We start from the raw sequence: 12,211 nt of genomic DNA on the forward strand, positions 1-12,211 counted from the left end.
CCGGGAGCCGTCCGGGACCGGGGGCGGGGTACGCTGCCGAACCATGAGTGAGCGCAGCGAGCGAACCACCGAGGGGTGCGCATGAGCGAGCGGACCCCGCCCCCGGTCCTGGTCACCCGGCGCCTCGCCCCCGGCGTCGTCGAACGGCTCACCGCGCACCACGAGGCCACCTGCCACGACTCCGACCGGGCGATGGACCGGGCCGACCTATTGGACGCCGTCCGCGGCCGGCGGGCCGTGATCACCACCCTGGACGACCGGGTGGACGCCGAGTTCCTCGACGCGGCCGGCCCGCGGCTGGCCGTCGTCGCCAACCACGCCGTCGGGTACCACAACGTGGACGTGGCCGCCTGCGCCGACCGCGGCGTGCTGGTCACCAACACCCCCGGCGTGCTCACCACCGCCACCGCCGACATGGCCTGGGCGCTGCTGCTGGCCGCCACCCGCCGGCTCGGCGAGGGCGAGCGCCTGCTGCGCTCCGGCGCGCCCTGGACCTGGGCGCCGAACTTCCTGCTCGGCCTGGAGCTGGCCGGCACCCCGCTGGGGGTGCTCGGCATGGGCCGGATCGGGCAGGCGGTGGCCCGCCGGGCCCGCGCCTTCGACATGCCGGTCAGCTACCACAACCGCGCCGAACTGCCGCCCGAGCAGGCCGAGGGCGCCGACTGGAAGCCGCTGGAGGAGCTGCTCGCCACCTCCACCGTGCTGGTCGTCACCTGCCCGTTCACCGCCGCGACCCGGCACCTGCTGGACGCCCGCCGGCTCGCCCTGCTGCCGCGCGGCGCGGTGGTGGTCAGCATGACCGCCGGCGTGGTGGACGAGGAGGCGCTGGCCGCCGCGCTGGAGTCCGGCGCGCTGTTCGCCGCCGCCGTGGACAACTTCGAGCACGAGCCGGCCGTCCCGTCCGCGCTGCTCGCCCAGGAGCGCGCGGTGCTCGCCCCGCACCTGGGCAGCGCCACCGTCCGCACCCGGCAGGCGATGGGCGGCCTGGCGGTGGACAACGTGCTGGCGGTGCTCGGCGGCTCAGCGCCCCTGACGCCGGTACGGGCGTGACCCCGGATCGCCCCACCCCGCCGTCCAGGCCAGCGCGGTGGTCATCACCCGGAACGCGCCGAAGTGCGCGGCGCCGGGCTCCAGGAACAGTTCGGCGTCCGGGATGTGGTCGGCCAGCCAGCGGGAGTGGTCGACCGGGGAGAACTGGTCGTCCGCGCCGTGCCAGAGCCAGGTCGGCACCCGGATCGACCCGACGTCGAACCCCCAGTCGGCGGTGAACGCCATCATGTCGTCGATCCAGCCGTCCGCGCCGTGCCGGAACGCCTCGCGGTAGTTGCTCTGGAGCATCCGCCGCAGCCCGCTGTCGGCCACCACCTCCCGGTCGGCGGCGGAGAGTTCGGTGCGCAGCCCGTTCAGCAGCCGGGCCGGGTCGTCCTTGATCTGCCGGGAGCGGAACTCCATCGAGTCGGTGATCCGGCCGTGCCCGCGTTCGGCCTCCTTGTAGGCGCGGACGTTGGACGGGGTCATCCCCGCGTACCAGTCCAGGCCGGCCGCGTCGCGCGGCGCGAGCCCGACCAGCACCGCCACCCGGCTGACCCGCTCCGGCAGCAGCGCCGCGCAGGCCAGCGCGTGCGGGCCGCCGCCGGAGCGGCCGAGCACCGCGAAGCTGTCCAGCCCGAACTCGTCCGCGATGGTCCGCACGTCCGCGGCCGCCGCGCTGACCCGGCGGCCGAACAGCCGGGTGGAGTCGCCGTAGCCGGGCCGGTCGTACGAGATCAGCCGGACGCCCAGCCGGTACAGCACGGTGCTGCGCGGGTGCGGGCCGACCCGGCTGCCGGGCATGCCGTGCAGCAGGAACACCGGACGGCCGCGCGGGTCGCCGAGCGACTCGACGGCGAGCGCGCGGTGGTCCGCCGTCTTGACCATCCGTAACGACACCTGCGGCCTCCTCAGTGATCCGGGTCGGTTGCGTGCTCCCGGTCGGTGGTGGTGCGCACCTCCCGGCGGGCCTGCCAGGTGGTGTGCTCGCGGGAGATCGCGTCCTCGGCGTCCCGGGCCAGGCGGGCCCAGACCTCCTCGGCCTCCATCGAATCCAGGTCCAGTCGGGCGAGTTGGCGCTGGATCTGCGCCAGCTCCTCGGCTGCCAGGGCGTACGCGGCGGCCAGCGGCCGGTACTGGCGCAGCTGCGCCCAGGCGGCGACCGAGGCGGCCACCGCCGAGACCGTGCCGAGCGCGTCGTAGCCGAACGCGCCGAGCGCCCGCAGCAGGGCGAGCACCAGGCCGAGCGCGGGCAGCAGCACGCCCAGCACCCCGGCCCAGTACCCGGCGCGGGCGCAGTAGCGGGCCTTGGCGAGGTACCAGTCGTGCTGCAGCTGGATCCGCTCGGCCAGGTACACCTCGCGGCGCACCGCCAGTGGCTGCCCGCGCAGGTCGCGCATGGCCGGGGTGATCCCCACCCCGGCCTCCGGGACGGCCACCGGGCTGTCCCGGAACGCGCCGAGCACCCGGGCGAGCTGGAAGCGGTACAGGCCCTCGGCGTCCGGCAGGGGGCGCGGCGGGGGCTGGTAGGCGTCGGCCCGGACGGCGTACTTCCAGGCCAGCGTCTTCACCGACTCGGCGGCGGCCCGGCCCTCGTACCAGAGGCCCTGCGGGTTCTGCCGGCCGGCCACCAGCGCCAGCGCGACCGCGCCGAGGTAGGCCACCGCCGCCGGCCAGGCCCAGGGCTCGCCGTCGGCCGAACCGGTCGCCGCGGCGACCACCAGCAGGACCAGCTCCCAGGCGCAGAGCAGCACCGAGCGTCGCTGCCCGCGCAGCGAGGCCGCGTCGGCGGCCCAGAAGAACTCCGGCAGCAGGTCCCGCTCACGCACCCACCCGGTCCGTCCCGCAACAGACGCCATGTTCGGCCCCCACCAGTCGCTCCGGTCGCACCCTTTCCTGCCCCGGGCGGCTCGCCGGTACGCCTGGTGGCGCCCGGGGTGGCCGGATGTGGCCGGGAAGGCCCGGTGGTTGTCCGGTACTCCCCGTGTTCGGCCCGGCACCCAGCGTGCGGGGAGGTGGCGGGGGGCGCGCGGGGGGCGGCGGGTGTGCGCGGGCGACCGGGCCGGTGCGGGGCGGTGGGCCGGGTGCGGGTCAGTAGGTGTAGAAGACCCGGTCGGCGTTCTCGGCCATCTGCTTGGCGTTCCACTCGGTGCCGCCCGGGACGTTGCCGGAGCGGAACAGCGGCGGCGCGGGGCACTCCCCGGCGGCCGCCCGGTCGGCGAGCCGGCCGACCGCCGAGGCGACCACGGCCTGCATCAGCGCGCTGGTCACGACGGTGGAGACCGGGCCGAAGGTGGTCTCGGCGCCGGGGTGGGTCAGCTCGCCGTCGCCGACCGCGATCTTGCTGTCCAACACCACGTCGCAGTGGTCCTTCAGGTAGGTGCCGGTCGGGTGCGCCGAGGGCACCTCGTCCGGGTACGCCAGCGAGGTCACCCCGACCACCTTGAGGCCGCGGTCCCGGGCGTACCGGGCCAGCTCGACCGGCATCACCTGGCGGCCGGAGAGCGAGATCACGAACAGCAGGTCCCCGGTGGTCGCCGGGGTCAGGTCCAGGGTGGCGGTGGCCAGCCCGGAGACCCGTTCCAGCGCGCTGGACAGCGGCGCGGGCATCACCGTCACCCCGACCGCCCCGGGGACGTTCAGCAGGTTCATCGGGACCAGCCCGCCGGCCCGGTAGACCACGTCCTGGGCCGCCAGCGCGGAGTGCCCGGCGCCGAAGGCGAAGACCCGGCGGCCCTCCGCCATCGCCTCCGCCAGCAGCGCGGCGGCGGCCTCGATGGTGTCGGCCTCCTCCTCGCGGACCCGCTGGAGGTGGGAGATCGCGGCGTCGAAGTACCGGCCGACCAGGTCGTTCATCTGCTGCCTTCGCTCTCTGCCGGTGGGGGATTCCGGCCGGGTGGGGTGGTCCGGGTGGTCCAGACCGCCGGGGGAGAAAGCTCCGGCGAGCACGGTCGCGCTCCGGCGGCATCGTTGTCAACAGGAACAAAACGGCTCTCCGGAGCCCCGGGGCGGGCCCGGTTGTCGGTCCGGTACGTCAGAATTGGCGGTGAGGACACCGAAGAACGGAGCCAGCGGCGATGTCTGGGCTGATCGACACCACTGAGATGTACCTTCGCACCATCCTGGAGCTGGAGGAGGAGGGCATCGTCCCGATGCGTGCCCGGATCGCGGAGCGGCTCGAACAGAGCGGCCCCACGGTCAGCCAGACGGTCGGCCGGATGGAGCGCGACGGGCTGCTCCAGGTCGCCGGGGACCGCCACCTCGAACTGACCGAGGAGGGCCGCCGGCTCGCGGTGCGCGTCATGCGCAAGCACCGCATCGCCGAGTGCCTGCTCGTCGACGTGATCGGCCTGGAGTGGGAGCAGGTGCACGAGGAGGCCTGCCGCTGGGAGCACGTGATGAGCGAGACGGTCGAGCGCAAGGTGCTCGCCATGCTCGGCCACCCCACCCAGTCCCCGTACGGCAACCCGATCCCGGGCCTGGACGAGCTGGGCGACACCAAGGCCGAGGGGGAGGGCTTCGACGCCGGGCTCGTCGCGCTGGACACCGTCAGGCCGGGTGAGGCCGGGGCCGACGTGGTGGTCCGCCGGATCGGCGAGCCGATCCAGACCGACAGCGCGCTGATGAGCACCCTGCGCCGGGCCGGTGTCCGGCCGGGCTCCACGGTCAAGGTGAGCGCCGGCGTCGGCGGCGTGCTGGTCGGCACCGGCGACAACGCGGCGGAGCTGGGCAAGGACATCGCCCAGCACGTCTTCGTCGCCCAGGCCTGAGCCCGTGTTCCGGCCCGGGCCCGGGCGTTACGGCCCGGCCCCCGGCCCCCGGCCCCGGGCGTTACGGCCCGGGCCTGAGCCCGCGTCCCGTCGGCGGGGCGGAGCCGGGACAGCGAAGGGGCCCGCTGCTCCCCGTGCAGCGGGCCCCTTCGTCCTCCCCGTTCCCTCCCGTCCCTCCCTGCTCCCTCCCGTTCCCCTCCGTCCCTCCCGCTCCCCTCCACCGCCGCCGCCCGGCTTCCCCGTCCGAGCGCCCCTCCCGGCGTCCCCACACACCGCAATTCCTCCCCTCGGCCGATCATGGCAATCCTTGAGTGCTGTCACTCGTCCGAGGGGCTTCTACGGTTGACCAGCGGGTACACGGAAGCCTTATCCGGACATGCGTATGACGGGCCCCGTCCCCGGTGGGGGACAAGGCCCGTCACTCGCGCGCGTTGTGTCGCGCGGTGCGCGCCCTCACCCGATCGGCAGAGGGCGGCCGTCTGGGGCCGGACGGAACCGGCCGGGTTCAGCCCACCGGCGCCGGCCGGGCGGCCCGGGCGGCCCGGGCGGCGCGGGCCGAGGGCGCCTCGCGGCCGCAGGCGTACGCGAGCGGACTGATCAGTTCGGCGGCGTCCGGCAGCCAGCGGTTGAGCGCGGTGGGGGAGCGGGCCCACTGGGCGTACCCCAGCGAGCCGATCCGGGACGGCGGTGCGACCGTCCAGTCGCCCTCGCCGCGGGCGACCAGGTCCAGTCGGCCGGGCGGCCAGCCGAGTCGGCGGAGCAGCTCCGGGAGCCTGGCCGCGATCCCGGGCAGCACCAGGAAGTGCAGCCGCCGCCCGATCCGCCCGGGCGCGGCGGGCTGGACGACGACCGGGCCGAGCTGGAGGTCCATCCGCTCCATCCGGGCGAGCGCCAGGCAGCCGGCCGTCTCCGGGACGTCCAGCACGTCGAACGAGCGCCCGGTGGGCAGCAGGACCGAGGCCTGCGGCTGCGCCGTCCACCAGGCCCGGACCGCGCCGGGCCCGGCGCTCGCCCGCCGCGCCCAGTCGGTGTCCAGCGGGTGCGCGCCCGGCAGCGTGCAGCGCCGGTCGCCGCAGGAGCAGCGGACGCCGCCGTCGCCGTCGTCGATCAGCCAGGCGCCCGGGGCCACCTCCCAGTGGCAGGCCTCGGCGTAGCCGACGGCTTCGACGAGCAAGGCGGGTACGTCGGCCGTCTCGTTCCGGCCCGAGGCGTCGGGGATGTCTTCCACGGGCTGCTCAACTACCGTGTGTGAGGCTGGTTACGGCCCGATGGCGCCCGGTTGGGTGCATCCCGGCAATGTCACCCGTTCCGGTTAGTCGACCGATTTGGTGGGGTCGAGGGCGGGCGCAGCGGGGGCGCACGGGAGCATTTCCCAGGGCGCAAGGGGGGTGCGGTTCGTCACCGTGGGTATCCCGCTGGCGTTGCTGATCGCTAACCTTGTGTCAGATTCCTTGGACGGTCGGACAGTCGGCAACAGATCAGCAGAATCGTCGCCCGCCGGCCGGGACCGGAGGGTGTGGGGAGGCGAAGCCCAATGGCCGCGAGACCACTCGTCGCACGACAGCCCAACGAGCGTCTGCAGCAACTGATCCAGGAGGCCAGCTGTTCCAACGCCGGCCTGGCCCGGAGGGTCAACCTCTGCGGCGCCGAGCACGGGCTGGACCTTCGGTACGACAAGACCTCCGTCGCCCGCTGGCTGCGCGGGCAGCAGCCGCGCGGGCAGGCGCCGGCCGTGATCGCCGAGGCCCTCGGCCGCAAGCTCGGCCGCAGCGTGTCGGTCGAGGAGATCGGCATGGCGGACGGCAAGAACCTGAGCTCCGGCATCGGGCTCCAGTTCGCGCCGACCATCGGTGCCGCCCTGGAGCAGGTCTGCGAGCTGTGGCGCAGCGACGTCGGCCGGCGGGACTTCCTGACCGGGGCGACGGTGGCCGCCTCCGCGCTGGTGGAGCCCAGCCGGGACTGGCTGATCACCCCGCCGGACCCGGTGGTGGCGCGGGCCGGCGGCCCCCGGGTCGGCCCGACCGACGTGGCCGCGATCAGGGCGACCACCGCGATGCTGGTCGACCTGGACCACCGCTTCGGCAGCGGCCATGTGCGCCCGGTGGTGGTGCACTACCTCAACTCGGTGGTCTCCGGCCTGCTCGGCGGCGCCTACCGGGAGGAGACTGGACGCCAACTCTTCGCCGCGGTGGCCCGGTTGACCGAACTGGCCGGCTACATGGCGGTGGACACCGGGCAGCCCGGGCTCGCCCAGCGCTACTACATCCAGGCGCTGCGGCTGGCCCAGGCCGCCGACGACCGCGGCTACGGCGGCTACGTGCTGGCCGCCTCGATGAGCCACCTCGCGGCCACCCTCGGAAACCCGCGGGAGATCGCCCAACTCGCCCGCGCCGCCCAGGAGGGCGCCCGCTCGGTCGCCACCCCGACGGCGATGGCGATGTTCTACGCCGCCGAGGCCCGCGGCCACGCCCTGCTCGGTGACGCCCGCTCCTGCGAGACGGTGTCGGCCAGGGCGCTGGAGATGATGGAGAAGCGCCGCCCGGAGGACGACCCGGACTGGATCGCCCACTTCGACGACGCCTACCTCGCGGACGAGCTGGCCCACTGCCACCGGGACCTGGAACAGGCCGGCCAGGCCGAGCACTACGCCCGCCGGGCACTCGACCTGCACCCGCCGACCAGGGTCCGGCGCCGCGCCGTGGACCTCGTCCTGCTGGCCACCGCCCAGCTCCAGCAGCGGGACCTGGAACGCGCCTGCGAGACGGGCGCCCAGGCGGTCCGGCTGCTGAGCGGGCTGCGCTCCAACCGGGGCGTGGAGTACCTGGACGAGTTCCGGCGCAGGCTGGAGCCGTACCGGGAGCAGCGGGTGGTCCGCGAGTTCCACGCCCGGGCGGATGCGGAGGCGGCCTGAGACCCGGGCCGACCGAGCCCGGGACGGCTTGATCCCGGGACGGACGGCGGGGCGGCGGAGGCGGGCCGCGGATCGTCTGTGCAGGGAGCGTGACGGATGTCCCGCCCACGTGGTCACCCGGTGAGGCGAACCGGTAGCGTGGGCGCGACGTCCAAGGAACTGTGATGCTCCCAAGAACCGACGAGATGTGGTCCGCCGTCAGTGCGCGGTCCTGCACAGGTGAGGAATCGCGTTGAGTCAGCGCCGCTCGTACCCGAACTCCGGTGACTTCAACCTGGACGACCTGTTCCGCCCCGAGCCCGGCCAGCCGCAGGGGCAGCCGTCGGGGCAGCCGGGCCAGCCGCAGGGCCACTCGGCCGTGCCGCCGGTGGGTCAGCCGTCCGGGCAGCCGGAGTACCTCGGCGAGGGCGCGCACGTGCTGCCGACCCAGGCCATGCCCGCGCAGCCGATGCCCGGCCAGGCTCCCTGGGGCGCCCCGCAGCCCGGGTACGGCGCCCCGCAGGCCGATCCGGCCCCGGAGACCCAGCACCTGCCGCCCTACCCGGTCGGCGACCCGCGGGCGGGCGGCTACCCGGCGGCGCAGGCCCAGCCCGGCTACCCGCAGCCGCAGCCCGCGCCGGGCTACCAGGGCTATCCGCCGGCCGCGCAGCCGCAGCCGCAGCCGGCCTATCCGGCGCAGGACTACCGCCAGGGCTACGCCCCGGAGCAGGGCCAGGGCTACGGTCAGGGCTTCGACCAGGGGTACGACGCGACCCAGGGGGACGGCTCGGGGCGCGGCGGACGCCCTTCCAACAAGCTGATCATCGGCGGCGTGGTGGCGGGCTGCGCGGCGGCGGGCATCCTGGTCGCCGTCCTGATGAGCGGCGGCGACGCGCCCAAGGACGACAAGAAGGCCCCGGTGGCCGCCACCTCCGCCGCGACCGCCGCCACCCCCGGGACGCCGAGCGCGAGCGGCTCAGGTGCGGCCGTCGACCCGGAGGTCAAGGCCCAGGCGCAGCCGCTCTCGGACCTGCTGGGCACCGCGAGCGACAGCCGCAGCTCGGTGGTCTCCGCGGTCGCCTCGGTGCAGAAGTGCGACAAGCTGCCCGAGTCGCAGCAGGCGCTGACCGCCGCGGCCGGCAAGCGGCGCGAGCTGCAGAGCAAGCTCGGCCAGCTGAAGACCGACAAGCTGCCCGGCGGCCAGCAGCTGGTCGACCAGCTCAACGCGGCCTGGACGGCCTCGGCCCTGGCCGACGACGAGTACGCCGCCTGGGCGCAGGACGCCCAGGGCGCCTGCGACGCCAAGAAGCAGGACAACCAGCACTACAAGAACGCCGTCCAGGCGAGCGGCACCGCGACCACCGCGAAGAAGCAGGCCGCCACCCTCTGGAACGCGATCGCCGGCCAGACCGGACTGCCCAACCGGAGCGACGGCGACCTGTGAGCGACGGCGGGCCGTGAACGGCGCCGTCCCGTGGACGGTGACGGCCCCTGAGCGGTGCGGGGGCGGCCCGGAAGGACCGCCCCCGCACCGCTCACGGGCTCCGGGTCAGGCCGGCGGGCGGCCCCCGGTGAGCGCCCAGCGGACGTCGACGAAGCCCGGCTGCTGCAGGGTCATCCGGCCGTTCTTGACCACCTGGTAGGTGACCCAGGTGTTCACCAGCCGCGGCGACCCGCTGCTGGGCAGCATGTTGGTGGTGCCCCAGTTCAGCGGCGGGGTGATCCCGACGTCGATGCCCTCGCCGCTGTCCAGCAGCGAGGAGACCGCCTTCGGGGTGACCGGCTTGCCGGCCTCCGCGAGCTTCTGCACCGCCGTCCGGAACACCTCGTACGCGACCCAGGTGGTCTGCACGCCCGGGTCGGAGACGTCGATCGGGTGCCCGCCGGTGGTGTCGGTGCGCACCACCGCCCGCAGCCCGTCCCAGATCTTCGCCGACTCCGGCGGGTACCAGCTGGTGACGTAGGCGCCGCCGAGCGGGCCGGTGTCGCCGCCGGTGGAGTCCACCACCGACTGCTGGACGCTGCCGATCACCGAGGCGATCCGGGTGTTCTTCGGGTTCAGCCGCCGGTAGGAGTCCAGCAGGTTGCCGGTCGGCTCGGCGGCCAGGGCGCTGGTGACGCAGTTGCCCGGCTCGTCCTTGCCGATCGCCTTGCGGGCCACCGGGGTGTAGTCGGAGGACTGCTCGGGCGCCTTGACGTCCGTCAGCCTGATCCCGGCCGGCCGCAGCGCGGTGCCCAGGTAGCCGAGCAGGTTGTCGCCGGCCGGGGTGTCCGGGCGGACCAGGGCGACGGACTTGCAGCCGGCGTCCACCAGCTGGCGGCCGTTGCCCGAGATCAGGGCCGGCATGCCGCCGTCCACCGGGTAGGACAGCGGGCTGGTGAACTCCGGCTGGGAGAGTCCGTAGCCGCCGATCAGCGGGATGCCGGCGCGCTCCAGCACCGGCATGAACGCCTCGCCCCACTGGCTGTAGGAGCCGATCACGGCGACCACCTTGGCGTCCACCGCCTGCTGGGCGCAGGCGCGGGCACCGTCCGCGGTGTTGTGCTCGTTGCAGGTGATCACCCGCAGTCGGTGGCCGTTCAGGCCGCCCTTGGTGTTGACGTCCTGGCCGATGGCGGAGGCGAGCGCGGTCATGCCCGGGCGGTCGGCGGATCCCGTCCCGGCCGGGGCCCAGGTCATCACGGTCAGATCGTTGCCGCTGGTGGAGGCATCGGCCGGTCCGCCGCACGCGGAGGCCGAGAAGAGGGTGGGGAGCAGGGCCGCGGTGGTCACGGCGGCTGCGATCGGGCGTCGGCGGCGGCGTCGCACGATCTGGGGACGGGCCTGGAACGAGTCCCTTCGGCTGGTCATCGTTAATCCCTCTCTGGGCGCACTCCGGCGCACCGGGACCAGCCAAGCCCCGGCGCCACAAGCCGAGAGGGCCGAAATGCGAACGGACGGCAAACGGCCGCCGAAATCCGGGGCGGTACGCGTGTAGATCGCGAGTGGAGCACGAACAGACGGGGAACGTACGATCGTTCACCATGTCCGCCAGCACAGATTCTTCGCACCGGTACGCCCGAAACACTTCTCGTCCGGGCCACCGCTCCAGCACGATGGGCGGCATGCCGCTCAACGACCTGCCCTGGTGGCGCTGGCGAGCCCGACTGCGCTCGGCGCTGCACATGCTGTCCGACCCCGGTTTCCAGCAGGAGACCTGGCTGACCGGGAGAGAGGGGTACGGCGACGTGACCGACGCCGTCTACCGGCTGGTCGAGGACACCTGGCTGGACCGCTGGTCGGCCGAGAAGTACGTCGGGACGATCCTCCGCGACTCCGCCGAGGCCGCGCTGGTGGACGTCGCGGTGCTGCGGGCCGTGCAGATGCTGCACGAGGTCGGTGCGGACGCGCCGGCCTCCGCCTACCTCGGCCACCCCGGCTGGCCGGAGACCGTCCGGGCCGCCCGGGAGGCGCACGTCGCACTGGCCGTGGGAGACGGGGACGACCCGGACGCGGCGCCGAAGTCGCTGGACGTGCTGCGCATCCTCACCCGGGTCTGACCCGCCGGGCACCCCCGTCCCGCAGTACGGGCAGCGGGGCGGCGGGTGTCCGGGATGTGACACGCTGGACCATCCACGCACGTCACGACCTCAGAACGGAACACCCCCAGTGGAACAGCAGCCGGCCAGCGCCCAGTACGTCCTCACGCTGTCCTGCCCCGACAAGCAGGGCATCGTCCACGCTGTCTCCAGCTACCTCTTCATGACCGGCTGCAACATCATCGACAGCCAGCAGTTCGGGGACGCCGACAGCGGGCTCTTCTTCATGCGGGTGCACTTCTCCGCCCCCGAGCCGGTCACCGCCGACAAGCTGCGGGCCAGCTTCGCGGCGATCGGCGCCTCCTTCGGGATGGACTGGCAGATCCACCCGACCGAGGAGCGGATGCGGATCGTCCTCATGGTCAGCAGGTTCGGGCACTGCCTGAACGACCTGCTCTACCGCACCCGGATCGGCGCCCTGCCGGTGGAGATCGCCGCGGTGGTCTCCAACCACACCGACCTGCGGGACCTGACCGAGAGCTACGGCGTCCCCTTCCACCACATCCCGGTCACCAAGGACACCAAGACCGAGGCCGAGCGGCAGCTGCTCGACCTGGTCGCCAAGGAGAACGTGGAACTGGTCGTGCTGGCCCGCTACATGCAGGTGCTCTCCGACCAGCTGTGCACCGAGCTGTCCGGCCGCGTGATCAACATCCACCACTCCTTCCTGCCGAGCTTCAAGGGCGCCAAGCCGTACCACCAGGCGCACGCGCGCGGCGTGAAGCTGATCGGCGCCACCGCGCACTACGTCACCGCCGACCTGGACGAGGGCCCGATCATCGAGCAGGAGGTGGCCCGGGTCACCCACGACGTCAGCCCCGACCAGCTGGTCGCGCTCGGCCGGGACGTCGAGTGCCAGGCTCTGGCCCGCGCGGTGAAGTGGCACAGCGAGCACCGGGTGCTGCTGGACGGGACCCGTACGGTCGTCTTCGCCTAGTAGGCG

At 74.1% G+C, this 12,211-nt stretch carries 11 protein-coding genes; 6 read left to right on the forward strand and 5 right to left on the reverse strand.

All coding sequences use genetic code 11. The features are described from left to right. Window positions 1-81 precede the first annotated feature (81 nt). Window positions 82-1,050, forward strand: a complete 969-nt coding sequence (locus ACZ5GH_RS20755; RefSeq protein ID WP_387759955.1) for a 2-hydroxyacid dehydrogenase — start codon at window positions 82-84, stop codon at window positions 1,048-1,050. Here ACZ5GH_RS20755 and ACZ5GH_RS20760 read toward each other — a convergent pair. From ACZ5GH_RS20760 to ACZ5GH_RS20770, 3 genes are all read right to left on the reverse strand, one after another. Next, window positions 1,021-1,917: an alpha/beta fold hydrolase gene (locus ACZ5GH_RS20760; protein WP_387760043.1), complete on the reverse strand. Its 897-nt coding sequence runs from the start codon at window positions 1,915-1,917 to the stop codon at window positions 1,021-1,023. The genes ACZ5GH_RS20755 and ACZ5GH_RS20760 overlap by 30 nt on opposite strands. A 23-nt stretch (window positions 1,918-1,940) precedes the next feature. Beyond that, the gene (locus ACZ5GH_RS20765; protein WP_464334978.1) at window positions 1,941-2,858 is read right to left on the reverse strand and encodes a DUF4231 domain-containing protein; all 918 of its coding nucleotides are present in this window, start codon (window positions 2,856-2,858) and stop codon (window positions 1,941-1,943) included. Between the two features lie 262 nt (window positions 2,859-3,120). After that, window positions 3,121-3,885, reverse strand: coding sequence for an SIS domain-containing protein (locus tag ACZ5GH_RS20770; protein WP_387759958.1), 765 nt, complete (start codon window positions 3,883-3,885; stop codon window positions 3,121-3,123). Window positions 3,886-4,106: 221 nt separating this feature from the next. Here ACZ5GH_RS20770 and ACZ5GH_RS20775 point away from each other — a divergent pair, with 221 nt between their 5' ends. After that, window positions 4,107-4,799: a metal-dependent transcriptional regulator gene (locus tag ACZ5GH_RS20775; protein ID WP_387759960.1), complete on the forward strand. Its 693-nt coding sequence runs from the start codon at window positions 4,107-4,109 to the stop codon at window positions 4,797-4,799. Window positions 4,800-5,304: 505 nt separating this feature from the next. Here ACZ5GH_RS20775 and ACZ5GH_RS20780 read toward each other — a convergent pair. Next, a complete protein-coding gene (locus ACZ5GH_RS20780) occupies window positions 5,305-6,027 on the reverse strand; it encodes a bifunctional DNA primase/polymerase (protein ID WP_464334979.1) in 723 nt (240 codons plus the stop codon). A gap of 306 nt (window positions 6,028-6,333) precedes the next feature. On the opposite strand from ACZ5GH_RS20780, the gene ACZ5GH_RS20785 reads away from it, so the two are divergent. Together ACZ5GH_RS20785 and ACZ5GH_RS20790 are read left to right on the forward strand one after the other, a co-directional pair. After that, a complete protein-coding gene (locus tag ACZ5GH_RS20785) occupies window positions 6,334-7,710 on the forward strand; it encodes a tetratricopeptide repeat protein (RefSeq protein WP_355251029.1) in 1,377 nt (458 codons plus the stop codon). A 232-nt stretch (window positions 7,711-7,942) separates the two neighbouring features. Then, window positions 7,943-9,133 (forward strand): hypothetical protein, encoded by a 1,191-nt coding sequence (locus tag ACZ5GH_RS20790; protein WP_387759963.1) that lies wholly within the window; start codon window positions 7,943-7,945, stop codon window positions 9,131-9,133. Between the two features lie 105 nt (window positions 9,134-9,238). Here ACZ5GH_RS20790 and ACZ5GH_RS20795 read toward each other — a convergent pair whose 3' ends face one another. After that, a complete protein-coding gene (locus ACZ5GH_RS20795) occupies window positions 9,239-10,540 on the reverse strand; it encodes an ABC transporter substrate-binding protein (RefSeq protein WP_464334980.1) in 1,302 nt (433 codons plus the stop codon). Between the two features lie 254 nt (window positions 10,541-10,794). On the opposite strand from ACZ5GH_RS20795, the gene ACZ5GH_RS20800 reads away from it, so the two are divergent. Next, complete coding sequence (locus tag ACZ5GH_RS20800) at window positions 10,795-11,229, forward strand: SCO4402 family protein (protein WP_464334981.1); 435 nt, start codon at window positions 10,795-10,797, stop codon at window positions 11,227-11,229. A 109-nt stretch (window positions 11,230-11,338) separates the two neighbouring features. Further along, a complete protein-coding gene (gene purU, locus ACZ5GH_RS20805) occupies window positions 11,339-12,205 on the forward strand; it encodes a formyltetrahydrofolate deformylase (RefSeq protein WP_464334982.1) in 867 nt (288 codons plus the stop codon). The last annotated feature ends 6 nt before the right edge of the window (window positions 12,206-12,211 follow it).

This window comes from Kitasatospora sp. Xyl93, from assembly GCF_055383135.1.

Excerpts from the sequence above, each read along its gene's own strand:
- ACZ5GH_RS20755 (WP_387759955.1), top strand. The coding sequence starts at position 82 with ATGAGCGAGCGGACCCCGCCCCCGGTCCTGGTCACCCGGCGCCTCGCC.
- ACZ5GH_RS20760 (WP_387760043.1), bottom strand. The coding sequence starts at position 1,917 with ATGGTCAAGACGGCGGACCACCGCGCGCTCGCCGTCGAGTCGCTCGGC.
- ACZ5GH_RS20770 (WP_387759958.1), bottom strand. The coding sequence starts at position 3,885 with ATGAACGACCTGGTCGGCCGGTACTTCGACGCCGCGATCTCCCACCTC.
- ACZ5GH_RS20775 (WP_387759960.1), top strand. The coding sequence starts at position 4,107 with ATGTCTGGGCTGATCGACACCACTGAGATGTACCTTCGCACCATCCTG.
- ACZ5GH_RS20785 (WP_355251029.1), top strand. The coding sequence starts at position 6,334 with ATGGCCGCGAGACCACTCGTCGCACGACAGCCCAACGAGCGTCTGCAG.
- ACZ5GH_RS20795 (WP_464334980.1), bottom strand. The coding sequence starts at position 10,540 with ATGACCAGCCGAAGGGACTCGTTCCAGGCCCGTCCCCAGATCGTGCGA.
- ACZ5GH_RS20800 (WP_464334981.1), top strand. The coding sequence starts at position 10,795 with ATGCCGCTCAACGACCTGCCCTGGTGGCGCTGGCGAGCCCGACTGCGC.